Here is a 25,179-nt window from a genome sequence, read left to right as displayed (position 1 = left end):
TCTCGGCAGCGGGCCCTCGCCAGTCATGGGGTTCGACCGATCACTCCGGGTCGATCTTCGGGTACTCCCGAGCCGGGTCCACCCGGGGACGGGCGGCGCCCTTCTCGGTGTCCACGGGCCGCGGGCCGGCCGCCGGGTCCAGCGGCACCTGGGTGGCCGCCGGGGCGGTCTGCGTGATGCTGGGTGCCGCGACCGCGCCGCCGTTCATTCCGCCGTTGCCGGTCAGGCCGGTGAAGGCGCCGCCGAGGCCCTTGAGCGCGTCGCCGACCTCGCTGGGGATGATCCAGAGCTTGTTGGAGTCGCCCTTGGCCAGCTCGGGCAGGGTCTGGAGGTACTGGTAGGCGAGCAGCTTCTGGTCGGCGTCGCCGTCGTGGATGGCTTCGAAGACCGTCCGGATCGCGGCCGCCTCACCGTCCGCGCGCAGGACCGCGGCCTGCGCCTCACCCTCGGCCTTGAGGACCTCGGCCTGCTTCTCACCCTCGGCCTTGAGGATCTGGGCCTGGCGCTGGCCTTCGGCGGTGAGGATCGCGGCGCGCTTGTCCCGGTCGGCGCGCATCTGCTTCTCCATCGAGTCCTGGATGGAGGTCGGCGGCTCGATCGCCTTCAGCTCGACACGGTTGACCCGGATGCCCCACTTGCCGGTGGCCTCGTCCAGGACGCCGCGCAGGCCGGCGTTGATGACCTCGCGCGAGGTGAGGGTGGACTCCAGGTCCATCGAGCCGATGATGTTGCGCAGCGTGGTGACGGTCAGCTGCTCGATGGCCTGGATGTAGCTGGCGACCTCGTACGTCGCGGCGCGGGGGTCGGTCACCTGGTAGTAGATGACGGTGTCGATGTTGACGACCAGGTTGTCCTGGGTGATCACCGGCTGCGGGGGGAACGGCACGACCTGCTCGCGCAGGTCGATGCGGTTGCGAACCCGGTCGATGAACGGGACGACGATGTTCAGCCCAGCGTTGAGCGTCCGGGTGTAGCGGCCGAAGCGCTCCACGATCGCGGCGCTGGCCTGCGGGATGACCTGGATCGTCTTGATCAGCGCGATGAAGGCCACCACGACCAGGACGACCAAAACGATAAGGACGGGTTCCACGGACTCTCCCCTAGACGACCAGGGCGGTCGCGCCCTGGATTTCGACGACGTCGACCTGCTGCCCCGGCTGGTACACCTGGCCCGGGTGGAGCGCACGGGCCGACCAGATCTCGCCTCTCAGCTTGATCCGCCCGCCCTCCCCGTCGACGGTTTCCGCGACGACCGCGGTGGCGCCCTGGAGCGCCTCGATGCCCATCTTGACCTGCGGGCCCTTTCGAAGCTGCCGGTAGGCGATCGGGCGGACGAAGACCACCAGAGCAACCGAGACGACGACGAAGGTCACGGTCTCCAGGACCACTCCCCCGCCCAGCGCGGCCACGCCGGCGGCGGCCAGCGCCCCGACCGCGAACATGGCGAACTCCGGCATCGCGGTGAGCACCAGCGGTATGCCGAGCCCTGCGGCGGCCAGGAGCCACCAGATCCAGCTGTCCACACGTCCATCCTAGGGAGCGAAGGCCTTCGAAGCGGACAGTTCCCGCAGGTCGAGGGGCGGAAACCGGTCGCACGTGCGACCGGTTCCGACGGCCTTCCGGATGAACGAACGGACGGGGACTCAGCCCAGCGGCAGACCCTGGGCCGACCAGCGGTCTCCGTGCCGCTCCAGGGTGAGCGGCAGGCCGAAGCACTTGGAGAGGTTGCGGGCGGTCAGCTCGGTGTCGATCGGCCCGGCCGTGAGCACCTTCCCCTGGCGGATCATCAGGACATGGGTGAAGCCCGGCGCGATCTCCTCGACGTGGTGGGTGACCATCGCCATCGCCGGGGCGAACTCGTCCTGAGCGAGCGCGCCCAGCCTGCGGACCAGGTCCTCGCGGCCACCAAGGTCCAGGCCGGCGGCGGGCTCGTCGAGCAGCAGCAGCTCGGGGTCGGTCATCAGGGCGCGGGCGATCAGGGTGCGCTTGCGCTCTCCCTCGGAGAGGGTGCCGAACTTGCGGTCTGTGAGGTTGGCCATGCCAAGGCGGTCGAGCAGGGCAAGGGCGCGGGCCTCGTCCGACTCCTCGTAGGTCTCCTGCCAGGTGACCGTCATGCCGTACGCGGCGGTGAGGACGGTCTGGAGCACGGTCTGCTCGGCGGGCAGCTTGTCGAACATGGCGGCGCCGGCCAGGCCGATCCGGGAGCGCAGCTCGAAGACGTCGATCTCGCCGAGCTTCTCGCCCAGCACCGTGACCTTGCCCGAGGTCGGGAACAGGTACGAGGACGCGATCTGCAACAGCGTGGTCTTGCCGGCGCCGTTCGGGCCCAGGATGACCCAGCGCTCGCCCTCGGAGATGGACCACGAGACCTGGTCGACCAGCGCGCGCCCCTCCCGGACCACGGATACGTCCACCAGCTCCAGCACGTCGCTCATGCCTACGCCTTCCCCAAAAAACAAGATTCTCGGCCGTCGGTGCGGGCGGCGAGCCTACTCCGGCAGCCGGTGGGCACGGGGTGGGTGCGCCGCACACGCATGGGCAAACCTACGCCACGCGGATGACCGCCGATTCCGTAGGCTGGCCGGATGCTCGCGACACCTGCCGACAATCCGTACGAAGAGCCCCGTTCGGGGCGGCTCACCGCATGGGGCAATGCCCTGCTGGCTGGTCTGGTCCCTCCGGACGACGCCGCCACGGCAGTCCTGGGCGCAGACGAGATCCATCGGGTCACCGGGCTTCCCGGCGACGAACCTGGCGAGCAGCACGGCCTGACCTGGGCGCTGGGCCGACTGCGAGTACTCGGTGTGAAGGGTCTTCGTCTCGCGCTGCCCTCAGCCGGGCATCCGCTCGGGCTGACCGGCCCGAGGGCCTTCAACGAGCAGGCCATGAGTGCGGGTGAGGCCGTCCTGGCTGTGGGCGCACCGCTCGGGCTGGTGCCGGAGGTGGAAGTGTACGGTCCGGCCGGCGACCGCTCGGCCACCGTGCTGTGGCGCTGTTCCGAGGTCAATGACGCACCTCCGGCGGACGTGCCGTCGCTCCACGAAGCCGAGCGTGAGCTCGCAGACGGGCTGAGGGAGACTACCGCCATGCTCGCTCGCCTCGACGTGGCCGGGGCCGGGCCTGAGGCCCTGCGCGCCCTCGATGCGTACCGCCGGCGTGGCCACAGCGAACTGCTCGCCCCCGGCTACCCGTCCCGGGCCGTCCGCGTCCTGGAGTCGGCCCGCCAGGTGTCCGCCCTGCTCACCATCGCCTCCGGCGGCCACGGCGCTGCCGTCAGCGCCTCGGAGATGACGGCCCGCCAATCCGTCCTGACCCCGCTGCGGCGCACCGCCCGGCGCGCCCAGGTGGCCGCCTACAACGCCCTCGTCGACGAGCGAGACGACCGCTGAGAGGTGGTGGGGCCCGGAGCCGGCAGCGGCGAGCGCGATCACCTCGGCGCGCTCGTACCTGCCGTCGGGCCCGATGGTCAGGTCTCCCTGCGTCGTAGCGGCCGCCAGCCTGCGCCGGGACCACCCCAGGATCTCGGCCGCCTCCTCCTCCGAGAAGCTCGCCGCAAGCCGCCGCTCCAGCACCTCGACCGCGGCTCTCGCCGTGTCCGCGGCCTTGCGCATGCGCTCCATGACGGCCTGCTCCACCGCGGCAAACGGGACTGCGGCCAAGGTCTCCCGGCTGTACGTCGGCCAACCCCGGTATCCGCCACAGGGTCGCAGCTCCCCTGCGGCGGCAAGGCGTCTGACGTCCTCGGCGATCACCAGCAGACCGGTGGTGTGCCTCAGCACCGTGGCCGCCTTGGTCGCTCCCACCGGAGGCACGGCGCCCAACGCGAGGACGATCTCCTCGGCACGAGCCTCGAGCTGCACCTCGACGAGGGCCGACCAGGTACCGTTGTCGAGGTCCGGTTCGGGGATCAGTTCGCGTTCCCGTGCCAGGTTGAACTGCCAGCGCCGCATCCGGAGCCGGCGCCTCAGCAGCTCCGGCCCGTACGCCTGCCGGTCGCGGATTGCCGCCCGGGCCGACCGCGCCCGACGCTCGGCGGCTTCCGAGGCGCCGATATCCGGATCCATGTCCTGACACCCCGACAAGAGGGTTTCGTCCGGCCCCCGCCCCGGGCTTCCGCGCTCGGAAGCCCGGGGCGCCTCAGAGCTGGACGGGATGGACGCGCCGGACAGGCGGCACGTCAACTCGAACTCATGGGCCAGCACGGCAGGCCCGCAATCACTGCGCATCGCGTTCATCCGGCCCTCCATCGGAATCGGTGTCGGCCTTCAGGCTGGCACAACCGAATGACCACACGTCACCAAAATTCGGACCATCCCTGCCGAAAGGCATATGCCGGACCATCGTTTGACGCCAGTTCTGGCCGAAACCCTGCCGATCGACACAGCGCCCGCACCAACTCCCCACGCCCTCAGCGCACTACCCCTCGCGGGTCTCGCCATGGCGAACGGCCCAGAGTGCCGCCTGAGTACGGTCGGCCAGGTCCAACTTCATGAGGATGTTGGACACATGGGTCTTCACCGTCTTTTCCGAGAGGTGCAGGCTGCGGGCGATCTCCCGGTTGGAGCGGCCGTCGGCGATGTGGCCCAGCACCTCGCGCTCGCGCTCCGTGAGCGTGCCTCCGCGACCCTGCGGAGCACGAGGGCCGTCGTCGGAAAGCAGGGCCTCGGCCAGTTCGGGCTGGAGCAGGACGTGACCGGCGTGCACAGATCGGATCGCCCCGGCCAGTGCCTCCGGATCCACGTCCTTGTAGACGTACCCGGCCGCACCGGCCCGCAGCGCGGGAACCATCGTGCGGTGCTCGGTGAAGCTGGTGACGATCAGGATCCGGGCCCGGCTGCCTTCCCCCTTGAGCGTGCGCAGCGCCTCGATGCCGTCGACGCCGGGCATCTTGAGGTCCATCAGGACCACGTCAGGATCGAGTTCACGGGCCCGCTCGATGCCCTCCGCCCCATCGGCGGCCTCCCCGACCACCTCGATGTCGTCCTGGACCTCCAGGAACGTGCGCAGCCCGCGCCGAACCACCTGGTGGTCGTCGACCAACAGGACACGGATCGACGGTGTGCTCTCAGGCACCGGGGACCTCCATCTCGACGAGCGTCCCCCGGCCGGGGGCCGACTCCAGGGTTAGCGTGCCGCCGACGGCGGACGCTCGGTCGCGCATCGAGGCCAGGCCGAGGTGGCGGCCGGCTCGACGGACTGACTCTGGATCGAAGCCGCGTCCGTCGTCGTGCACCCGCAGCACCGCACCGCGCGCCGGCGTCCCGGCCAGGGTGACAGTGACGGTCCGGGCTCCCGAGTGACGTAGCGCGTTGTGCAGCGCCTCCTGGGCGACTCTCAGCAGCGCGGCCTCCTGGGCTGGCGGCAGCGCCCGGACACCGTCGGCGGTGAAGGTGACATCGGCGGTGTGCGCCCGGTCGAGCACCTGCACCTGCGAGGCGAGAGTCGCGCTGAGCCCGTCCTCCTCCAGCGCGGCGGGGCGTAGCTCCACGACGACGGCGCGCAGTTCGTCAGCCGCCTCGGCGGCCAGCCGGGCGACCTCGGCGAGCTCGGCACGCGCCCGGGCCGGGTCGCGGTCGACGAGCTTGGCGGCCGCCTTGGCCGTGAGCCGCAGCGAGAAGAGCTTCTGCGAGACGGCGTCGTGCAGATCGTGGGCGATCCGGGCCCGCTCGCCGGCCAGCGTGAGCTCGCGGCTGCGCTCGTACAGCCGGGCGTTGGACAGGGCGAGGGCCGCGTGCGCGGCAAGGATCCGCAGCAGTTCCTCGTCGTGGTCGGTGAAGAGGCCGCCGCCGCGCTTGTTGGCGAGGAAGATGACGCCCATCACCTGCGGCTCGTCCTCGGCCGCGTCGGTGTCCAGGATCGGCATGCCCAGGAAGGCGTCCATGTCGGGGTGGGCCGCCGGCCAGCCTTCGAAGGCGGGTGCCTTGCGGACGTCCACGAGCCGCGTGGGACCGGCCTCATGCAGCATCGCGGCGAGCACGCCGTGCTGCCGGGGCAGCGGGCCGATCGCCCGCCACTGCTCGTCGGTGACACCGTCGACCACGAACTGGGCGAAGCCCCCGTGGTCGTCGGGAACACCCAGGGCCGCGTACTCGGCGCCGAGCAGCCCGCGGGCAGAAGCGGTGATGCGGCGCAGCACCTCGCGGACCTCCAGGTGCCGGCTCATGGCGAGCAGTGCCTGGCTGACGGTCTCGATCCCGGACAGGCACGGTTCGCAGGCAAGCAGCGGGCCGTGGTGGGCCCGGTGGTCTCCGGTGATGCTGGGCATGTCGCCAAACTACCGCCGTCGCGACGAGCGCCGCGTCCGTCCGCGGCCGCCCCGGGCCCAGGTCCGGGGACCTAGGCCTCAGGGCCCGCCCGGAGTCCTAGGGAGACCACCCGGAGCCCCGAGGGACCTCCCGGAACACGGAACCGAACACGCCCGGAACACGAAAGAGGCGGCCCTCCACACTGGGAGAGCCGCCCCTCGGCCTGTCGTCGAGAAGGGTCAGCCCTTCTGCATGACCTCAGGCTCGTGCCGGCGCTGGAGCCGGGTCACGATGACGCCGATGACGATCGAGATGGCGATCAGCACACCCGCGTCGATCGCCCACTGGGCGACGCTGTGCTTCCAGAGCGGGTCGTAGTTGGGGTTCTGGAAGTCCTTGTTCCACGGGCCCATGAGCACGGAGAGGTCGAGCGTGGTGGACACGATGCCGGTGCCCCAGCGGGCCGGCATCAGCCAGGCGACCTGCTCCAGTCCGGGCTTGCTGAAGATCTGGAAGAGGCAGCCGGTGAAGACGACCTGCACGATGGCGAACATGACCAGCAGCGGCATGGTCTTCTCGGCGGTCTTCACCAGCGCGGAGATCATCAGGCCGAACATCATCGCGGCGAAGCTCAGCAGGATCATGCCGATGGTCATTTCGATGACCGGCAGGTTCTTGACGATCAGGCCGTGCTCGGGGAGCTTGCGCGGCAGGAAGCCGACGGCGGAGATGATGGCGCCCTGGATCACGCTGAAGAACCCCAGCACGATGATCTTGGACATCATGTACGCCGAGCGGGAGAGCCCGGTGGCTCGTTCTCGCTCGTAGATCGCCCGCTCCTTGATCAACTCGCGGACGGAGTTGGCCGCTCCGGAGAAACAGGCGCCGATCGCCAGGATCAGCATGATCGTCGCGGCGCCGCTGTTGAGGTGGAGCTGCGTCTTGGGATTGGGCGCGAGCCCCGGCTCGTTCGGAATCAACACGCTGACCGCGCCGATGACGGCGGGCAGCAGCACGGACAGCGCGAGGAAGCCGCGGTCCGAGGCGAGCACCGACATGTAGCGGCGCATCAACGTCCACAGCTGCGAGCCCCAGCTCTGCGGCTTCGGCGGCCTGACGGCCTCCTGGGCGACCTGGACGTGCTGCACCTCACCCGCCTCCACGGTGGGCGCGGAGTACTGCCGGTAGTGCACCGAGCCGCGGTAGCGGCCGGCCCAGTCGTGGTCCGGGTAGTTCTCGAAGGCCTGGAAGACGTCCGCCCAGGTCTCGTACCCGAAGAAGTGCAGCGCCTCGTCCGGCGGGCCGAAGTAGGCCACCGAACCGCCCGGCGCCATCACCAGCAGCCGGTCGCACAGCGCCAGCTCGGCCACCGAGTGGGTGACGACCAGGATGGTGCGGCCGTCGTCGGCGAGGCCTCGCAGCATCTGCATGACCTCGCGGTCCATACCCGGGTCGAGGCCCGAGGTGGGCTCGTCCAGGAAGATCAGCGAGGGCTTGGTGAGCAGCTCCAGGGCGACCGAGACGCGCTTCTGCTGGCCGCCGGAGAGCGCGGTGATCTTGTTGTCGGCACGCTTGTCCAGGCGCAGCTCGTACAGCACCTCGTCGATCCGGGCGTCTCGCTCGCGGGCCTCGGTGTCGCCGGGGAAGCGCAGCCGGGCCGCGTACTTGAGGCCTTTGCGGACGGTGAGCTCGCGGTGCAGGATCTCGGACTGCGGCACCAGGCCGATGCGCGAGCGCAGCTCGGCGAACTGCTTGTAGAGGTTGCGGCCGTCGTAGAGGACCTCGCCGCGATCGGCCGGGCGGTAGCCGGTGAGGGCGCGCAGCAGCGTGGACTTGCCGGAGCCGGACGGGCCGATGACAGCGACCAGCGACTTCTCCGGGACACCGAAGCTGACGTCGTCGAGCAGGATCTTCTTGGTGCCCTTGTGCTCGACCTCGACGGTCAGGTGACGGGCGGAGAAGGAGACCGCACCGGTGTCGACGAACTCCTGCAGCTGGTCGCCGACCAGGACGAAGCTGGAGTGGCCGACGGTCAGCCGGTCCTGCGGGCCCATCAGCTGACGCTGCACCCGCTGGCCGTTGAGGAAGATGCCGTTGTGGCTGCCGAGGTCGACGATCTCGTAGCGGCCGTCCGGGAGCTGGCGCAGCTCGGCGTGGTGGCGGGAGACCTGGAGGTCGGACACCACGACGTCGTTGTCGAGCGCACGGCCGATCCGGACGGTGCGCATCGCCGACGTCAGGTTGCGGATGATGGTCGGCTGCGGCCCGCCGTCGTGCCGCGGCGGGGCCGGAAAGCCCTGTTGGGGGAAGCCACCGTGCTGGGGCTGGGGCTGCTGCGGGGCCGGCTGGGCCTGCGGCGGCGCGTACTGCTGCTGCGGGAACGCCGGCTGGGCCTGCGGCTGCCCCTGCCAGGCCTGCTGCTGCGGCTGCGGCTGCGGCTGCGGCTGCTGGTACGGGTCGTGCTGCGGCCAGCTCTGCTGCGGGGCGGGCTGCTGGGGCGTGGGCACCGGGCCGCGGCTGGTGGCGGCCTCGTGCACCGGGGCGGCCTGCGGCGCCGGGGCCTGCGGAGCCACGGCGTGCGCGGGTGCGGAGAAGCCGAGCCGGGGGCCGTTCTCCGGGTTGCCCAGGTTGACCACGGCACCGGGGAACAGCTGGGCCTGCATGGTGCGGGCGCCGGCCACGTACGTTCCGTTGGTGCTGCCGTGGTCGTCCAGCTGCCAACCGCTGCCGTTGAAGCTGATGGTCCCGTGCTGCCAGGAGACCCTGGCATCGTCGAACGTGAAGTCCGACTGCGGGTTGCGCCCGATGGTGTAGGACCGCCCGGGCTCCAGAGTCCGCTGCTGTCCGTTGATCTCGATGACGAGTTGCGGCACTGCTCGCCTGCCCCGCTCTCTCGGTTCCCCCGAATTGTGGCCCCCGGCCGGGGCTGCGATGTTCCTGTGACTGACGGGGGGAATCATTCCAGCCTGCCGACCGCCGGTGAAAGTCAGCCCTGGCGACTGTGACCAGGCTGCTACCGAGCCCTGACCCGCGGCGTCCCGCGAGGTGGGACGGGTGCTCCCGGGCCCTCGGCCGCCCGGTAGCGTGGGAGGCACCATGAACGCATCGCCCCTGGCCGCTGAGCCCCTCCCCGCCGCCCAGCACCGGACCGCGGACGAGCGCACCCTGCTCGTCAAGGTGTTCGGCAAGGACCGCCCCGGCATCACCGCCGGCCTCTTCGCGACGCTGGCCGGCTTCGGCGTCGACGTCATCGACATCGAGCAGGTGGTCACCCGTGGCCGCATCACGCTGTGCGCCCTGATCACCCCGCCTCCCACACCCGGTGCCGAGGGTGGACTGCGGGCCACCGTCCACCGCTGGGCCGACGAGCAGAAACTCCAGGCCGAGATCCTCTCCGGCATCGGTGACAACCGGCCGCGCCGTGAGGGCCGTTCGCACGTCACGGTGCTCGGCAACCCGCTGACCGCCGCCGCCGTCTCCGCGCTCACCTCCCGGATCACCGCCTCGGGCGGCAACATCGACCGTGTCTTCCGGCTCGCCAAGTACCCGGTGACGGCGGTCGAGCTGGCCGTCTCCGGCGTGGCCACCGACGAGCTGCGGGCCGCCCTGGCCCAGGAGGCCGCCACCCAGCGGGTGGACGTCGCGGTGGTCGCCGCCGGGCTGGAGCGCCGGGCCAAGCGCCTGGTGGTCATGGACGTCGACTCGACGCTCATCCAGGACGAGGTGATCGAACTGTTCGCCGCCCACGCGGGCTGCGAGGAGGAGGTCGCCGAGGTGACGGCGGCGGCGATGCGCGGCGAGCTGGACTTCGCCGAGTCGCTGCGGGCCCGCGTGGCACTGCTGGCCGGGCTGGACGCCTCGGTGACCGAGAAGGTCCGTGCCGAGGTCCGCTTCACGCCGGGCGCGCGCACTCTGATCCGTACGCTGCAGCGCCTCGGCTACCAGGTCGCGGTGGTGTCCGGTGGCTTCACCCAGGTCACCGACCACCTGGTGGAGCAGCTGGGACTGGACTTCGCGGCAGCGAACACCCTGGAGGTGGTGGACGGCAGGTTCACCGGCCGGGTGGTCGGCGAGATCGTGGACCGGGCGGGCAAGGCCCGCTGGCTGGCCCGCTTCGCCGAGCAGGCGAAGGTGCCGCTGGAGCAGACGGTGGCGATCGGCGACGGCGCCAACGACCTGGACATGCTGAACGCGGCCGGCCTCGGGGTGGCGTTCAACGCCAAGCCGGTGGTGCGCGAGGCCGCCGACACCGCGGTGAACGTGCCGTTCCTGGACACCGTGCTGTACCTGCTGGGCATCACCCGCGAGGAGGTCGAGGCGGCCGACGCGCTGCACGGCACCCCGACCGAGTAGGCGCGGACCCGGCGACGGCCGATGGAGTGAGGCCCGCCGAGGAGCACCTGCGTTCCGCGTCCCGCCGCCGCGGACACACGAGGGGCGCGTGGATCAATCCGCGCGCCCCTCACGTACGTTCCGGGGTCAGTCCTGCGGCGTGTGGTACGAGACCAGCTCGGCCACGCCCGGCTCGACGCCCTTCCAGGAGCCGCTGAAGCTGAGCACCGCGATCGCCGCCGTCGGGAAGCCCCCGAGCCGCAGCCGCTCCAGCGCGTCCCGGTCGCCCGCGTCCCCGGCCAGCACCTGGGTCAGGCCCAGCACCCCCGGGTTGTGGCCGACCAGCACCACGTCCGAGTACTCCTCCGGGGTCTCCTGGAGCACCGCGATGATCTCGCCGGGGCTGGCCTCGTAGACCCGCTCCTCGTAGACGGTCTTGAGGGGCCGCTGCGGCAGCTCGTGGACGGCCAGCTTCCAGGTCTCGCGGGTGCGCAGTGCGGTGGAGCAGACCACGTAGTCGGGGCTGATGCCGGAGTCCACCAGCCAGCGGCCGGCGTCCGGGGCCTGGTGACGGCCCCGGTCGGCCAGCGGCCGGTCGTGGTCGTCCACGCCGTTCGGCCAGTCGGCCTTGGCATGGCGGAGAACGATGATCCTGCGGGGCGTGTCGGCGCTCATACCCAGCAAGCTTGGCAGAAAAGCGGCCCGGCGGCGCGACGCTCCCGGATGCCGCCACTCCGAGGAACGACGAGTGTCATCATGCCCCGTTCACCGGGGCGTCGGATGGCGTACGGGCGTCCGTCAGCCCATCGTGGCCGCAACGGTGGCGATGATCGCCACCAGCACCACGACGGCGCCGAAGGCGAGGGCGATGCGGCCGAGCTGCTTGCGGCCGTCGGTGGGGTTGGGATCGAGAACGGGCATGTCCGAAAGTCTCCCATCCCGAACACGCCCGTCCTCCGCTGGCCCCTCCCCCTTGGCCGGGCCTTGACCTTCCCGGGCCCGGCTTTCCCCGCCGCGTCCGACCGCCTCACGGCCTCACGCGCCCCGCCGCGGCGTCACACGCCCCTCACTGCCGCACGCGCCCTGCCGCGGCATCACGCGCTCCGCCGAGGCATCGCGCGCCGTGCCCGGGCGCGTCACACCTTGGCCTGCTCCGCCGGGTGCACCGCCTCGTCCTCGATGTGCCGGGCCCGCGCCGCGCGCAGGCCGAACAGCATCTGCGGCACCAGCAGCAGCGCCAGGAATCCCAGCGGCCAGTACCACTGGCCGGTGATGTCGTAGATCCGGCCGATCAGGATCAGGCCGGGAACGGAGATCAGGTAGCCGACGCCCTGGGCGAAGGCGGACAGCTGCGCCACCCCACCCGCCGTCCTGGCTCGCAGTCCGATCATCGTCAGCACCAGCGGGAAGGCGCAGTTGGACAGGCCCACCAGCACGGCCCAGACCCACGCCCCGCCGGCCGGAGCGAACGCCAGCCCGGCGTACCCGGCGATGCCGCAGGAGGCCAGCACGACCACGAACGGCCGCTGGTCGCCGCGGCGGGCGGCCAGGTTGGGCAGCACGAAGGAGACCGGCACACCGATCACCATGGTGACCGCGAGCAGCACCCCGGACGTGCCCTTGTCGACGCCGGCGTCCTGGAAGATCTTCGGCAGCCAGCCCATCACCACGTACGCGCCGGTGGCCTGGAGGCCGAAGAAGCAGGCCAGCGCCCAGGCCGTACGGCTGCGGGTGATGGGCAGCCGGGCGAGGCCGGCGCCGTCGGCGCGCTCACCGCGCTCGCGCTTGGCGATCAGCACCGGCAGCCAGAGCACCAGGGCGAGCGCGCCCAGCGCGGCCCAGACGCCCAGTCCATGGCGCCAGTCACCGCCGAGCGCGTCGGTCAGCGGCACGCTGACCAACGCGGCCAGCGCGGTGCCGGCTGACAGCGCCATCGAGTACAGGCCGATCATCGGACCGACCTTCTCCGGGAAGTACCGCTTGATGACCACCGGCAGCAGCACGTTGGAGACCGCCACACCGGCCATGGCGAGCGCGGTGAGCAGTAGGAACACCGCCGTGCCGCCGGCGAAGGAGCGGGCCAGCACGCCCGCCGTGATCGCGCCCATCCCGGCCGTGACCACCGCGATCGGGCCGATCCGGCGGGCCGCGGCCGGTGCGGCGAACCCGAACAGGGCGAAGCACAGCGACGGGACGGCGGTGAGCAGTCCGGCCAGCGTCGGGTTCATCCCGAGATCGTCGCGGACCTGGTCGAGCAGCGGCCCGAGGCTGGTGACCACGGGGCGCAGGTTGAAGGCGGCGGCGGCGATCGCGACGGCGAACAGCCAGCCCAGGTACTTGGCGGAGCCGGAGGTGGCGGGCCGCTCGGCGGCCGGCGTCCGGCTCTCGGTCCGGGCGGAAGCGGTGGTGTCTGCTGCGGGCATGGAGAGCATCATAGAATGATGGGATGAATTGATGCACCCCGTTATTGGCATGATGTGCCGACCGTTCATCCGCCGGCCATCTCCCACCCAGGCCCCACCGAGCCGTAGTCGCAAGGAGTCCCCGTGGCGCTGTCCTCGCCGAGGCGCACCCCGCTGTCCGACCAGGTGATCGCACAGCTGCGTGCCCAGATCACTTCCGGGGAGTGGCCGGTCGGCTCCCGCATCCCCACCGAGGCCGCCCTGGTCGAACAGCTCGGTGTCGCCCGCAACACCGTCCGCGAGGCCGTCCGTGCCCTCGCCCACAACGGGCTGCTCGACATCAGACAGGGCTCCGGAACGTACGTCCTCGCCACCAGCGAGCTGGCCGGCGTGATGCACCGCCGCTTCGCCGACGCCGACCAGGCCCAGGTCGCGGAGCTGCGGGCGGCGCTGGAGACCTCGGCCGCGGCCCTCGCCGCCCGCCGCCGCACCGCGCGCGACCTGGAGCTGCTGGACGGCGCGATGGCCCGCCGGGAGGCCGCCTGGCTCTCCGGCGACGCCGAGGACTTTGTCCAGGCCGACGCCGCCTTCCACCAGGCCGTGGTGGAGGCCGCCCACAACGACGTCCTGCTCGCCGTCTACGCCGACCTCGGCGAAGCCACCCGCGAACTCCTGCGGCACGACATCGGCCCCGAGCTGGTCCCCGAGCGCTACATCGGCCACCAGGCCATCCTGGAGGCCATCAGGGACGGCGACGCCCAGCGCGCGTCCGTCGAGGCCGGCCGCGCCGCCCCCGGCCCCTGCGCCACCATCGAGGCCTGACCGCCCGCACGCCGGCCTCCGACGCCACCCCGGCCCCCGATCCCGGCTGCCCCACCCCTCCACCCTCGGCCAGAACCACCCCGGGGCCCCACCGAACGAGAGCAAAAACGAGATCGAGAACAGGACGCCGCTGCCCGGCGCCCCCATGAGGGGCGCCGGGCAGCGGCGTACGGGCGGACCGTCAGGCGCCGATGGCGTGCAGACCGCCGTCGACGTGGATGATCTCGCCGGTGGTCTTCGGGAACCAGTCCGACAGCAGCGCGACGATGCCGCGGCCGGCCGGCTCCGGGTCGCTCAGGTCCCACTTCAGCGGGGAGCGGTGGTTCCAGGTGTCGGCCAGGTCGCCGAAGCCCGGGATGGACTTGGCGGCCATCGAGCCGATCGGGCCGGCCGAGATCAGGTTGCAGCGGATGTCCCGCTCGCCCAGGTAGCGCGCCAGGTAGCGGTTGGTCGACTCCAGGGCGGCCTTGGCCGGGCCCATCCAGTCGTACTGCGGCCAGGCGAACTGCGCGTCGAAGGTCAGACCGACCACCGAGCCGCCGTCCTGCATCAGCGGCAACAGCGCCGTGGTCAGCGACTTCAACGAGTACGCCGAGACGTGCATCGCGGTGGCCACGGACTCCCACGGGGTGTCCAGGAAGTTGCCGCCCAGCGCGTCCTGCGGGGCGAAGCCGATCGAGTGGACGATGCCGTCCAGGGTCGGCAGGTGCTCGCGGACCTGGTCGGCGATGCCGGCCAGTTGCTCCGGGTTCGAGACGTCCAGCTCCAGCACCTTGACCGGGTTCGGCAGCTTCTTGGCGATCCGCTCGGTCAGGCTCGGGCGGGGGAAGGCGGTGAGGATGATCTCCGCGCCCTGCTCCTGCGCGAGCTTGGCGGTGTGGAAGGCGATGGAGGACTCCATCAGCACACCGGTGATCAGGATCCGCTTGCCCTCGAGGATTCCACTCATGTTCAGTGACCCATGCCCAATCCGCCGTCGACGGGAATGACGGCTCCAGTGATGTACGCGGCCTCGTCCGACGCGAGGAACCGCACGGTGGAGGCGACCTCGGCGGGCGCCGCGTAGCGGCCCAGCGGCACGCCCGAGACGATCTCCGCGCGGCGCTCGTCACTGAGCACGGCGGTCATGTCGGTGTCGACGAAGCCGGGGGCGACCACGTTGACGGTGATGTTGCGCGGGCCGAGCTCGCGCGCCAGCGACCGGGCGAAACCGACCAGGCCGGCCTTGGAAGCGGCGTAGTTGGCCTGGCCCGGGGAGCCGGACAGGCCCACCACGGACGAGATGAGCACGACACGGCCCTTCTTGGCACGCATCATCAGCTTGGACGCGCGCTTGACCACCCGGAAGGTGCCGGTCAGGTTGGTGTCCACGACGGAGGTGAAGTCCTCCTCCGACATGCGCAGCAGCAGGGTGTCGTTGGTGATGCCCGCGTTGGCGACCAGCACCTCGACCGCGCCGTGCTTCTGCTCGATCTCGGTGAAGGCGGCGTCGACCTGCGCGGCGTCCGTGATGTCGCAGCGGACCGCGAGGACGTCGTACTTGGCCAGCGCCTCGGGCACCTCGCCCGAGCGGCTGGTGATGGCCACCTTGTCGCCCGCCTCGGCGAAGGCCTGGGCGATCGCGAGGCCGATGCCCCGGTTTCCTCCGGTGACGAGAACCGAGCGGCTCAACGATCCACCTCTCTCCGTGTGTGAGCGCGTACGTCGGAATGCGCACGCAATGTGACGCTATCGGGCGGTCGGCGGCGGCGGCGCATCGGTCTCCCACAGCGCGACCCCGGCGGATCTGTCGCAATCCGACAATCCGCACCCGCCCGCGCCGCCCCGGCGACGGACATCGCCCAGGCCCGGGCGCTGCCCGGATCGGGGCGACTGTACGGGAACCACACGGGCGGGCGCACCCGTTGCCCCCGTGGTGCGGGCCGGCCCGGGACCTGCCGTACCGATCCCCGAGCATCCCGGCGAGCGACGAAGGCAGAGCGGATGACCAAGGCACGGCCCGGGAGCACCCACCGACGCGGACGACTGCTGGCCCTCACCGCCCTGGCGGCCGGCCTGGGGGCGGCCGCCTGGTCTCTGCGCGACCTCCCGGCGGCGTTCGGGCGGCGGCCGGACGGCGAGCGCGAGGAGCGGGTGCGCAACTCCCCGCAGTACCGCGACGGTGTCTTCCACAACGCGCCCTCCGCGCTCGCCCGCACCGCCGGCGCCCCCGGCTTCGACGGCGCCACCGTTCGCCGGATGCTGTTCGAGCGGGCCGGCCGTGTCCCCTCGCGTCCGGTTCCGACGGTCCGCCCCGCCGTCCCGGCCGGGCCGGCCGCCGAGGGCGTGGAGGTCACCTGGTACGGGCACGCCTCCGCGCTGGTGGAGATCGAGGGCTTCCGGGTGCTGTTCGACCCGATCTGGAGCGACCGCTGCTCCCCCGCCGCGCACGTCGGCCCCAAGCGGCTGCACCCGGTGCCGGTCGAGCTGGAGGAGCTGCCGCAGGTCGACGCGGTGCTGATCTCGCACGACCACTACGACCACCTGGACATGGCGACGGTCAAGCGCCTGGTGCGCAGCCAGTCCGCGCCGTTCGCGGTGCCGCTCGGCATCGGCGCCCACCTGCGCCGCTGGGGCGTCCCCGAGCACCGGATCATCGAACTGGACTGGGACGAGACCTGCACCCTGGGCGACCTGGTGCTCACCCTCACCGCGGCGCACCACTTCTCCGGCCGCGGGCTGACCCGCAACACCACCCTGTGGGGTTCCTGGGTGGTCGCCGGCCCGAACCGCAAGGTCTTCTACACCGGCGACTCCGGCTACTTCGAGGGCTACGGCCGGATCGGCGCGCAGCACGGCCCGTTCGACGCCGCGCTGGTCCAGATCGGCGCCTACGACGCGGCCTGGGCGGACATCCACATGACCCCGGAGGACGCCGTCCTCGCGCACCGGGACCTGGCCGCAGGACTGCTGGTGCCCGTCCACTGGTGCACCTTCAACCTGGGCCTGCACCCGTGGTCCGAGCCGGTCGAGCGGCTGGTGAAGGCCGCCAAGGAGCAGGCCGTCCCGCTGGCCGTGCCGCGGCCCGGCGAGCGGGTCGACGTCGACAACCCGCCGGAGCTGGACGGCTGGTGGGAGAGCGTCGACTGACGGCCCGCACCCACAGGCCGGGGGCACCGGCCCCATGGTCAGACGGCACCACCGGTCGGACGGTGCCTGTTTCGGACGGCGCGTCCGAAACCGCGGCGCAGCGGTGGTAATGCGCTGGCCGGAAACCGGGTGGACGGGAAATGATGCGGTGCGGGCGCCCCTGTGGCGCCGCACCGCCACCCTCCGCGACCTGGGAGCCCGATTGCCTCCGATCCCTCCGGCCGATCGCTCCGGCGCCCCGCACGGGCGCGCCGTCGACCCGCTGTTCCTCGCCCTGCCGTTGCGGCCCCTCGCCGACGCCGCCCTCACCCGGGCCCGAGAACTGGGCGTGAGCCACGCCGACTTCCGGCTGGAGCGGATCCGCAGCGCCTCCTGGCGGCTGCGTGACGCGCGTCCCGCCGGCACCTCCGACAGCGTGCAGCTCGGTTACGCCGTCCGGGTGCTGCTGGACGGCGCCTGGGGCTTCGCCGCCGGTGTCGACCTGACCCCCGACGCGGCGGCCCGGGTCGCCGAGCAGGCCGTCGCGGTGGCCCGCCTGTCCGGCGGGATCAGCCGGGCGGCCGGCACCGCCGAGCGGGTCGAGCTGGCCGACGAGCCGGTGTACCGCGACGTCACCTGGGTCTCCGCGTACAAGGTCAACCCCTTCGAGGTGCCGGACGCCGAGAAGACGGCGCTGCTCGCCGAGCGCAGTTCCCGGCTGCTGGCGGCCGAGGGCGTCTCGCACGTCCAAGCGGCCCTGCGCACCGTCCAGGAGAACAAGTTCTACGCGGACACCGCCGGAACGGTGACGACCCAGCAGCGGATCCGGGTGCACTCCGACCTGGAGGCCACCTCGGTCGACGAGCGCACCGGCGCCTTCGACTCGATGCAGACGCTCGCCCCGCCGGTCGGCCGCGGCTACGAGTACGTCACGGGCACCGGCTGGGACTGGGACGCCGAGCTCGCGGAACTACCCGTCCTGCTGGGCGAGAAGATGCGGGCCCCGAGCGTCGAGGCGGGCCGCTACGACCTGGTCATCGACCCGACCAACCTCTGGCTGACCATCCACGAGTCGATCGGCCACGCCACCGAGCTGGACCGCGCGCTCGGGTACGAGGCCGCCTACGCCGGCACCTCCTTCGCCACCTTCGACCAGCTCGGCTCGCTGAAGTACGGGTCCGAGCTGATGCACGTCACCGGCGACCGCACCGCCGAGCACGGCCTGTCCACCATCGGCTACGACGACGAGGGCGTGGCCACCCAGTCCTGGGACCTGGTCAAGGACGGCGTCCTGGTCGGCTACCAGCTGGACCGCGGCATCGCCAGGCTGAAGGGCTTCGAGCGCTCCAACGGCTGCGCGTTCGCCGACTCCCCTTCGCACGTTCCGGTGCAGCGGATGGCCAACGTCTCGCTGCAGCCCGCCGCCGACGGCCCGGACACCGAGGGCCTGTTCGCCCAGGTCGAGAACGGCCTCTACATCGTCGGCGACCGTTCGTGGTCGATCGACCAGCAGAGGTACAACTTCCAGTTCACCGGGCAGCGCGCCTACGCGATCAAGGACGGCGAGCTCGCCGGCCAGGTCAAGGACTTCGCCTACCAGGCCACCACCACCGACTTCTGGGGCTCGATGGCGGCGGTCGGCGGCCCGCAGACCTACCTCCTCGGCGGTGCCTTCAACTGCGGAAAGGCGCAGCCCGGTCAGATCGCGGCGGTCAGTCACGGCTGCCCGTCGGCGCTGTTCCGCAACGTCAACGTGCTCAACACCCAGCAGGAGGCGGGTCACTGATGACCGCGAAGCAGCCCCACGACCTCGTCGAGCTGGCGCTCGGCCTCTCCCGCGCCGACGGCTGCGTGGTGATCGCCGACGAGGAGTCCACCGCCAACCTGCGCTGGGCCGGCAACGCGCTGACCACCAACGGCGTCACCCGCGGCCGCCGCCTCACCGTGATCGCCACCGTGGCGGGCGCCGAGGGCACCGCCTCCGGCGTGGTCTCCCGCGAGGCCGTCACCGCGGAGGAGGTGGAGGGCCTGGTGCGGGCCGCCGAGGACGCCGCCCGCGCGGCCGGACCGGCCGAGGACGCCCAGCCGCTGATCGCCGACCAGCCCTCCTCGCCGGACTTCACGGAGCCGCCGGCGCTCACCTCCATCGAGGTGTTCGACGCCTTCGGCCCGGCCCTCGGCGAGGCCTTCGCCCGCGCCGCCGCCCAGGGCGAACTGCTGTACGGCTTCGCCCGGCACGAGATGACCTCCAGCTACCTGGGCAGCTCCACCGGCCTGCGGCTGCGCCACGACCAGCCCACCGGCATGGTCGAGATCAACGCCAAGACCGCCGACCTCTCCGGCTCGGCCTGGGTGGGCGCCGCCACCCGGGACTTCGCCGACGTCGACCTCACCGCCCTGCACACCGAGCTGACCAGGCGGCTCGGCTGGGGCGCCCGCAAGGTGGACCTGCCGGCCGGCCGGTACGAGACGCTGCTGCCGCCCTCGGCCGTCGCCGACCTGCTGGTCGTCCTCAACTGGAACGCCGGCGGCCGGGACGCCCAGGAGGGCCGGACGGTCTTCTCCAAGCCCGGCGGCGGCACCCGGCTCGGCGACAAGCTCAGCTCCCTGCCGCTGACGCTGCGCTCGGACCCGCGAGAGCCCGGCCTGGAGGCCGCGCCGTTCGTGCTGACCCACTCCACCGGCGGGGACTTCTCGGTCTTCGACAACGGCCAGCCGATCGCCGCCACCGAGTGGATCCGCAACGGTGTGCTGAACGACCTGATCACCAGTCGCCACGCGGCCGCCCTCACCGGCCTGCCGCTGCGCCCGGCGATCGACAACCTGGTGCTGGAGACGGCCGACCAGGAGTCGGCGCCGACGCTGGACGAGATGATCGCCCGCACCGAGCGCGGCCTGCTGCTCACCTGCCTCTGGTACATCCGCGAGGTGGACCCGGCGACGCTGCTGCTCACCGGCCTCACCCGGGACGGCGTCTACCTGGTGGAGAACGGCGAGGTCGTCGGCGAGGTCAACAACTTCCGGTTCAACGAGTCCCCCGTGGACCTGCTGGACCGGATCACCGAGGTGGGCCGCACCGAACGCTGCCTGCCCCGCGAGTGGAGCGACGTCGTCACCCGCACCGCGATGCCACCCGTGCGTGTCACGGACTTCAACATGAGTTCGGTCAGCCAGGCCTCTTAGCCACTGACCTACGGGGGATACGAGAGACATGATGGACGAGAAGCGCCTGGTCAGGTCGAGCAAGATGCTGTCGCGCATCCTGCGGCACGAGCCCGGGTTGGTGGGGATCACGCTGGACGGGGCCGGCTGGGTCCGGGTCGACGAGCTGCTCACCGCGCTCGCGGCCCGGGGCAGGCCGCTCACCCGGGCCGAGCTGGACCACGTCGTGGCGACCAACAACAAGCGCCGCTTCGGCTACTCCCCGGACGGTCTCTCGATCCGCGCCAACCAGGGCCACACGGTGGCGGTCGACCTCGGTCTGGCCGCCACGGTTCCGCCGTCCGTGCTCTACCACGGCACCGCCGACCGGCACCTGGCGGCGATCTTCCACGAGGGGCTGCGCCCGATGGCCCGCCAGGACGTCCACCTCTCGGCGGACACCGAGACGGCGACCAGGGTCGGCGCCCGGCACGGCCGTCCGGTGGTGCTGACCGTGAACGCGGCGGCGATGACGGCGGCCGGCCACGAGTTCCGGCTCAGCGAGAACGGCGTCTGGCTCACCGACGCCGTGCCCCCGCAGTACCTCTCCCGGCGCTCGTAGCCGACCGGGCCGCGCCGCCTCGCCGACGCCCCGACCGACGGGCCTGTCCGCTCCGCCGGACAGGCCCTTCGCGTACCCGACCGGGTGGGTCCGGCCCACCCGGTCTCGTCGCCGCCCGTGGCCGGGCGTACCGTGAGGAGGCCGCGCGGCCAGGCGCGCGGGTGCGCGACGAAGGCGGTAGGACACATGGGCAAGAGCGCCGACGGCGGGCAGGTCTTCCGGATCACCGGGGCGCGCAGCAGCCTCACCGAGGACGTCCGGGGACGCCAGCGCCGTTACGTCATCTCGATGCTGGTCCGTACGGCCTGCGTGCTGCTCGCCGTGGTGCTGTGGGACGTCCAGCGGATCCTGGCGTTCGCCGCGCTGGCGGGCGCCGTGCTGCTGCCGTACTTCGCGGTGCTGATCGCCAACGCGGGCCGGGAGCGGGCCCCGGGGCTGCCGAGCACCTTCGACATCCCGCTCGACACCCCGCTGATGCTCGGCCCCGGTGGGAGGGGTGGAGCGGGCGGGACGGGTGGAGCGGCCGCGAAGGCCGGTACAGGAGAGGCAAAGGCCGCTCCCACCGATCCTTCACAGGACGTGGACTGACCGTCCGTTTCATGCCGCTTCACCCCCGTCCGGCCCGGAGAAAGCTCAGAAGAAGCTCAGATTAATCATGCAAGACCTCCCCAACCCCGGGTCTTCGCGTGACATACTGCGTACGCGCTCCGCATCCCCCGTCGGAGCGACGGACCGACGCCGGGCGGCTCCCCCCGTGGCTGCCCGGCGTCGTCATGCCCGGACGGATCCGCTCGACCCGGGCGGTCGTGACAGACTGGCGGCGCAGACGTACCCGCCAATCGTTGAGGACGGCCCGATGGAAACCCCGCAGACGCCGATCTGCTCCGCCAAGGGCTGCCGGGCGGACGCCGGCTGGGTGCTGGTGTGGAACAACCCCAAGCTGCACACCCCGGACCGCCGCAAGACCTGGCTCGCCTGTGACGAGCACCGCGAGCACCTGTCCCAGTTCCTCGGGGTGCGCGGCTTCCTCAAGGAGGTCGTCGCCTTCGCCGAGTGGACCCCCGAGGCCTCCGAGAGCACCGAGACGTCCGGGAGCACCGCGAGCACCGAGGGTTCCGGGAAGCCGGCCTAGCCGCCGATCGCTGACATCGGCCGCTCGGGCTGGAGGAACTCCGGGTCGTCGATCCCGGCCCCGGCCTTCTTGCCCCACATCGCCGCCCGCCACAGCGCGGCCAGTTCGGCGTCGTCCGCGCCCGAGCGCAGCGCGGTGCGCAGGTCGGTCTCGCCGGTCGCGAACAGGCAGTTGCGCACCTGGCCGTCGGCGGTCAGCCGGGTGCGGTCGCAGGCCCGGCAGAACGGCCGGGTGACCGAGGCGATCACACCCACCCGGCCCGGGCCGCCGTCCACCAGCCAGCGCTCGGCGGGCGCCGCGCCCCGGCGGGCGGACGGCTCGGGGGTGAGCGTGAAGCGGGCCCGCAGCAGGTCCAGGATCTCCGTCGCGGTGACCATCGACGCGCGGTCCCAGCCGTGCTGGGCGTCCAGCGGCATCTGCTCGATGAAGCGCAGCTCGTAGCCCCGCTCCAGGCACCAGGCCAGCAGGTCGGCCGCCTCGTGGTCGTTGACCCCGCGCATCAGCACCGCGTTGAGCTTCACCGGCGCCAGCCCGGCGGCCTCGGCGGCGGCCAGCCCGTCCAGCACGTCCTGGTGGCGGTGGCGGCGGGTGAGGGTGTGGAACACCTCGGGGTCGAGGGTGTCCAGCGAGACGTTGACCCGGTCGAGGCCGGCCTGGCGCAGCGCCGTCGCGGTGCGGGCCAGCCCGATGCCGTTGGTGGTCAGCGAGAGTTCCGGGCGCGGCTCCAGCTCCGAGCAGGCGGCGACGACGGCGACCAGCCCGGGGCGCAGCAGCGGCTCGCCACCGGTGAAGCGGACCTCGCGCACGCCCAGGTCGCGCACGGCGACGGTGACCAGCCGGACGATCTCCTCGTCGGTCAGCAGGTCCGGCTTGGCCAGCCACTGCAGGCCCTCCTCCGGCATGCAGTAGGTGCAGCGGAGGTTGCACCGGTCCGTGAGGGAGACCCGCAGGTCGACGGCCTGGCGTCCGAAGGTGTCGAGCAGCACGTGCGTCCTTCCCCGAGATGCGGCCGGCCCGGCCACCGTCACGGCGGGCCGGGCCAGCATAGTCATCGCGGGACGATCAGTGGGCGCCCAGCCCGGTCAGTGAGCGGACCTCCAGTTCAGCGTACTTCGCCGGATCGGGGCGCTCCGTGGACAGCAGCGTGCCGAGCCAGCCGGCCAGGAATCCGACCGGGATGGAGACCAGGCCGGGGTTCTCCAGCGGGAACCAGTGGAAGTCGGAGTGCGGGAAGAGCGAGGTCTTCGCGCCGGAGACCACCGGGGAGAAGACCACCAGCACCACCGAGGTGACCAGGCCGGCGTAGACCGAGCTGACGGCGCCGACGGTGGTGAACCGCTTCCAGAACAGCGAGTAGAGCAGGGTGGGCAGGTTCGCCGAGGCGGCGACCGCGAAGGCCAGGGCGACGAGGGCGGCGGTGTTGAGCTTGTCCGCGAAGAGGCTGAGCACGATCGCCACCGCGCCGATCGCGACCGCGGCCCACTTCGCCGACAGCACCTCCTCCCGCTCGCTCGCCTTCCCGCGCCGGATCACGTTGGCGTAGAGGTCGTGGGCGAAGGAGGCCGAGGAGGCGAGCGTTAGCCCGGCGACGACGGCCAGGATGGTGGCGAAGGCGACGGCCGAGATCACCGCGAGGAGGATCGCGCCGCCGGTGGTCCCGACGCCTCCGCCGAGCGCCTCGGCCAGTTGTGGGGCCGCGGTGTTGCCCGCGGCGTTGGCCGCCTTGATCGCCTTGGAGCCGACCAGCGCGGCCGCGCCGAAGCCGAGCGCCAGGGTCATCAGGTAGAAGACGCCGATGATGCCGATCGCCCAGAGCACCGACTTCCGGGCCGCCTTGGCGGTGGGCACGGTGTAGAAGCGGACCAGGATGTGCGGCAGGCCGGCGGTGCCGAGCACCAGCGCGATGCCCAGGCTGATGAAGTCGAGCTTGGCGGTGCCGGTGCCGTACTTCTGTCCCGGTTGGAGGAAGGCCTCGCCCTTGCCGCTCGCGCTCGCCGCCGCGCCGAGCAGTTCGGAGGGGTTGAAGTGGTACTTGGCCAGCACCAGGACGGTCATCAGCGCGGCGCCGGCGATCAGCAGCACCGCCTTGACGATCTGCACCCAGGTGGTGCCCTTCATCCCTCCTATCACCACATAGACGATCATCAGCGCGCCGACCCCGACGATGGTCCAGCGCTTGGCGGCACTCCCCTCGGCCCCCAGCAGCAGGGCCACCAGGGTGCCGGCGCCGACCATCTGGGCGAGCAGGTAGAAGATCGACACCACGATGGTGGAGACGCCCGCCGCGGTGCGCACCGGTCGCTGGCGCATCCGGAACGCGAGCACGTCCGCCATCGTGAAGCGGCCGGAGTTGCGCAGCGGTTCGGCGATCAGCAGCAGGGCGACCAGCCAGGCGACCAGGAAGCCGATCGAGTAGAGGAAGCCGTCGTAGCCGCTGAGCGCGATGGTCCCGGCGATGCCGAGGAAGGAGGCGGCGGACATGTAGTCGCCGGAGATGGCCAGGCCGTTCTGGAAGCCGGTGAAGCCGCGGCCGCCCGCGTAGAAGTCGGAGGCGCTCCTGGTCTGCCGCCCGGCCCAGACGGTGATGCCGAGGGTGGCCAGGACGAACACGCCGAACAGGGCCATCGTCAGGCCGCGGTGCTCGGTGGCGGAACTGGCGAGCAGAGTCATTCGGCGGACTCCCGGGGGGCGTGGACGACGGCGCCGTGCGCCTCGCGGATCGCCGCGGCGGCGGGGTCGATCCGCCGGTCCGCGTAGCGGGCGTACCAGGCGGCGATGGCGAAGGTGGTCGCGAACTGCAGCAGCCCGAGCACCAGGGCCACGTTGACGTGCCCGAGGACCTTGGTGCGCATCAGTCCCGGGGCGTAGCAGGAGAGCAGGACGTAGAGCAGGTACCAGAGCACGAAGCCGATGGTGACCGGGAAGGCGAAGCTCCGGAACGAGCGCCGCAGGGTGCGGAACTCCTCACTTTCGTCGATGACTTGGGCTTCCGTGGCGGCGGCGGTGGTGGTGAGCGGCGGCGAATCCACGCTGTCTCCTCACTCCTTCGGCGTATGTGTCACACGGGGGAACGGTCGAGCGTGAGGGGCATCACAGGTCTGGTGCGCGCCGCGCAATGCTAGGAGCGTCCTGCCCACCCCGGAAGGGGTTGACCGCGATCAGTCGACCGTTCACCCCCTCGCACCATCCGATTGGCCGAAAAACAGCCCATCCCAGTGATGCCATGCCCCTCCAGTCCCGCCCGGAACACGGCATCGGCCCGTGCCGCACCCCGTACGGGGGGCGGCACGGGCCGCCTGCCCGTGGCCCTAGTCAAAGGACGCCGTCCCCCACATAAAGGCCCGGCGGGCGGACCAACCCCGGGAGCGGGCCGGG

General features: G+C 71.8%; 23 protein-coding genes. 9 read left to right on the top strand and 14 right to left on the bottom strand.

The genetic code is table 11. The annotated features are described in order from the left end of the window. Nucleotides 1-40: 40 nt before the first annotated feature. From ACWDBE_RS10075 to ACWDBE_RS10065, 3 genes are all read right to left on the bottom strand, one after another. Nucleotides 41-1,090: an SPFH domain-containing protein gene (locus tag ACWDBE_RS10075; protein WP_449791914.1), complete on the bottom strand. Its 1,050-nt coding sequence runs from the start codon at nucleotides 1,088-1,090 to the stop codon at nucleotides 41-43. Nucleotides 1,091-1,100: 10 nt separating this feature from the next. After that, nucleotides 1,101-1,523 (bottom strand): NfeD family protein, encoded by a 423-nt coding sequence (locus ACWDBE_RS10070; protein ID WP_392878240.1) that lies wholly within the window; start codon nucleotides 1,521-1,523, stop codon nucleotides 1,101-1,103. A gap of 120 nt (nucleotides 1,524-1,643) precedes the next feature. After that, the gene (locus ACWDBE_RS10065) at nucleotides 1,644-2,435 is read right to left on the bottom strand and encodes an ABC transporter ATP-binding protein (RefSeq protein WP_449791913.1); all 792 of its coding nucleotides are present in this window, start codon (nucleotides 2,433-2,435) and stop codon (nucleotides 1,644-1,646) included. Nucleotides 2,436-2,585: 150 nt separating this feature from the next. Here ACWDBE_RS10065 and ACWDBE_RS10060 point away from each other — a divergent pair, with 150 nt between their 5' ends. Then, nucleotides 2,586-3,389 carry a hypothetical protein gene (locus ACWDBE_RS10060; RefSeq protein WP_449807666.1) on the top strand — a complete coding sequence of 268 codons (804 nt, stop codon included), beginning with the start codon at nucleotides 2,586-2,588 and terminating at the stop codon, nucleotides 3,387-3,389. Between the two features lie 1,027 nt (nucleotides 3,390-4,416). Here the strand turns inward: ACWDBE_RS10060 and ACWDBE_RS10055 are convergent. The 3 genes from ACWDBE_RS10055 to ACWDBE_RS10045 all read right to left on the bottom strand — a co-directional run bounded on the left by ACWDBE_RS10055 (nucleotide 4,417) and on the right by ACWDBE_RS10045 (nucleotide 9,118). Next, nucleotides 4,417-5,073, bottom strand: a complete 657-nt coding sequence (locus ACWDBE_RS10055) for a response regulator (protein WP_392913946.1) — start codon at nucleotides 5,071-5,073, stop codon at nucleotides 4,417-4,419. Then, the gene (locus tag ACWDBE_RS10050; protein ID WP_449791923.1) at nucleotides 5,066-6,163 is read right to left on the bottom strand and encodes a GAF domain-containing sensor histidine kinase; all 1,098 of its coding nucleotides are present in this window, start codon (nucleotides 6,161-6,163) and stop codon (nucleotides 5,066-5,068) included. The genes ACWDBE_RS10055 and ACWDBE_RS10050 overlap by 8 nt, the downstream gene beginning before the upstream one ends. A 321-nt stretch (nucleotides 6,164-6,484) precedes the next feature. After that, on the bottom strand, nucleotides 6,485-9,118 hold the full coding sequence (locus ACWDBE_RS10045) for an FHA domain-containing protein (protein WP_449807665.1): 2,634 nt from the start codon (nucleotides 9,116-9,118) through the stop codon (nucleotides 6,485-6,487). A gap of 223 nt (nucleotides 9,119-9,341) precedes the next feature. Between ACWDBE_RS10045 and serB the strand changes: the two genes are divergently transcribed. Further along, nucleotides 9,342-10,598 carry a phosphoserine phosphatase SerB gene (gene serB / locus ACWDBE_RS10040; RefSeq protein ID WP_449791910.1) on the top strand — a complete coding sequence of 419 codons (1,257 nt, stop codon included), beginning with the start codon at nucleotides 9,342-9,344 and terminating at the stop codon, nucleotides 10,596-10,598. A gap of 126 nt (nucleotides 10,599-10,724) precedes the next feature. On the opposite strand, the gene ACWDBE_RS10035 is transcribed toward serB, so the two are convergent. From ACWDBE_RS10035 to ACWDBE_RS10025, 3 genes are all read right to left on the bottom strand, one after another. After that, nucleotides 10,725-11,252, bottom strand: a complete 528-nt coding sequence (locus ACWDBE_RS10035; protein WP_449807664.1) for a SixA phosphatase family protein — start codon at nucleotides 11,250-11,252, stop codon at nucleotides 10,725-10,727. 123 nt (nucleotides 11,253-11,375) lie between these two features. Next, a complete protein-coding gene (locus tag ACWDBE_RS10030; RefSeq protein ID WP_449791908.1) occupies nucleotides 11,376-11,498 on the bottom strand; it encodes an SGM_5486 family transporter-associated protein in 123 nt (40 codons plus the stop codon). A gap of 215 nt (nucleotides 11,499-11,713) precedes the next feature. Then, complete coding sequence (locus tag ACWDBE_RS10025; RefSeq protein WP_449807663.1) at nucleotides 11,714-13,000, bottom strand: CynX/NimT family MFS transporter; 1,287 nt, start codon at nucleotides 12,998-13,000, stop codon at nucleotides 11,714-11,716. Nucleotides 13,001-13,123: 123 nt separating this feature from the next. On the opposite strand from ACWDBE_RS10025, the gene ACWDBE_RS10020 reads away from it, so the two are divergent. Continuing rightward, a complete protein-coding gene (locus ACWDBE_RS10020; protein WP_449791906.1) occupies nucleotides 13,124-13,801 on the top strand; it encodes a FadR/GntR family transcriptional regulator in 678 nt (225 codons plus the stop codon). 181 nt (nucleotides 13,802-13,982) lie between these two features. On the opposite strand, the gene fabI is transcribed toward ACWDBE_RS10020, so the two are convergent. Both fabI and fabG read right to left on the bottom strand, forming a co-directional pair. Further along, complete coding sequence (fabI, locus tag ACWDBE_RS10015; protein ID WP_449791905.1) at nucleotides 13,983-14,750, bottom strand: enoyl-ACP reductase FabI; 768 nt, start codon at nucleotides 14,748-14,750, stop codon at nucleotides 13,983-13,985. A 2-nt stretch (nucleotides 14,751-14,752) separates the two neighbouring features. Continuing rightward, nucleotides 14,753-15,472 (bottom strand): 3-oxoacyl-[acyl-carrier-protein] reductase, encoded by a 720-nt coding sequence (gene fabG, locus ACWDBE_RS10010; RefSeq protein ID WP_449791904.1) that lies wholly within the window; start codon nucleotides 15,470-15,472, stop codon nucleotides 14,753-14,755. A 312-nt stretch (nucleotides 15,473-15,784) separates the two neighbouring features. Between fabG and ACWDBE_RS10005 the strand changes: the two genes are divergently transcribed. From ACWDBE_RS10005 to ACWDBE_RS09980, 6 genes are all read left to right on the top strand, one after another. Beyond that, nucleotides 15,785-16,930 carry an MBL fold metallo-hydrolase gene (locus ACWDBE_RS10005; protein ID WP_449807662.1) on the top strand — a complete coding sequence of 382 codons (1,146 nt, stop codon included), beginning with the start codon at nucleotides 15,785-15,787 and terminating at the stop codon, nucleotides 16,928-16,930. A gap of 211 nt (nucleotides 16,931-17,141) precedes the next feature. After that, nucleotides 17,142-18,695, top strand: a complete 1,554-nt coding sequence (locus ACWDBE_RS10000; RefSeq protein WP_449807683.1) for a TldD/PmbA family protein — start codon at nucleotides 17,142-17,144, stop codon at nucleotides 18,693-18,695. Then, nucleotides 18,695-20,092, top strand: coding sequence for a metallopeptidase TldD-related protein (locus ACWDBE_RS09995; RefSeq protein WP_449807661.1), 1,398 nt, complete (start codon nucleotides 18,695-18,697; stop codon nucleotides 20,090-20,092). The genes ACWDBE_RS10000 and ACWDBE_RS09995 overlap by 1 nt, the downstream gene beginning before the upstream one ends. Nucleotides 20,093-20,123: 31 nt before the next feature. Next, a complete protein-coding gene (locus ACWDBE_RS09990) occupies nucleotides 20,124-20,672 on the top strand; it encodes an RNA 2'-phosphotransferase (protein WP_449807682.1) in 549 nt (182 codons plus the stop codon). A gap of 186 nt (nucleotides 20,673-20,858) precedes the next feature. Continuing rightward, a complete protein-coding gene (locus ACWDBE_RS09985; RefSeq protein WP_449791901.1) occupies nucleotides 20,859-21,260 on the top strand; it encodes a DUF3099 domain-containing protein in 402 nt (133 codons plus the stop codon). Nucleotides 21,261-21,528: 268 nt separating this feature from the next. After that, nucleotides 21,529-21,804 (top strand): hypothetical protein, encoded by a 276-nt coding sequence (locus tag ACWDBE_RS09980; RefSeq protein ID WP_449791900.1) that lies wholly within the window; start codon nucleotides 21,529-21,531, stop codon nucleotides 21,802-21,804. On the opposite strand, the gene moaA is transcribed toward ACWDBE_RS09980, so the two are convergent. The 3 genes from moaA to ACWDBE_RS09965 all read right to left on the bottom strand — a co-directional run bounded on the left by moaA (nucleotide 21,801) and on the right by ACWDBE_RS09965 (nucleotide 24,833). After that, on the bottom strand, nucleotides 21,801-22,790 hold the full coding sequence (gene moaA / locus ACWDBE_RS09975) for a GTP 3',8-cyclase MoaA (protein WP_449807681.1): 990 nt from the start codon (nucleotides 22,788-22,790) through the stop codon (nucleotides 21,801-21,803). The two genes, ACWDBE_RS09980 and moaA, sit on opposite strands and share 4 nt — an antisense overlap. Before the next feature lie 76 nt (nucleotides 22,791-22,866). Further along, nucleotides 22,867-24,474, bottom strand: coding sequence for a solute symporter family protein (locus ACWDBE_RS09970; protein WP_449807660.1), 1,608 nt, complete (start codon nucleotides 24,472-24,474; stop codon nucleotides 22,867-22,869). Further along, on the bottom strand, nucleotides 24,471-24,833 hold the full coding sequence (locus tag ACWDBE_RS09965) for a DUF485 domain-containing protein (protein ID WP_449791898.1): 363 nt from the start codon (nucleotides 24,831-24,833) through the stop codon (nucleotides 24,471-24,473). The genes ACWDBE_RS09970 and ACWDBE_RS09965 overlap by 4 nt, the downstream gene beginning before the upstream one ends. Nucleotides 24,834-25,179 lie beyond the last annotated feature (346 nt).

This window comes from Kitasatospora sp. NPDC001132 (assembly GCF_053598415.1).
Note: the sequence above shows the minus strand (reverse complement) of the source record. Positions and strands in the feature narration are given on the sequence as shown.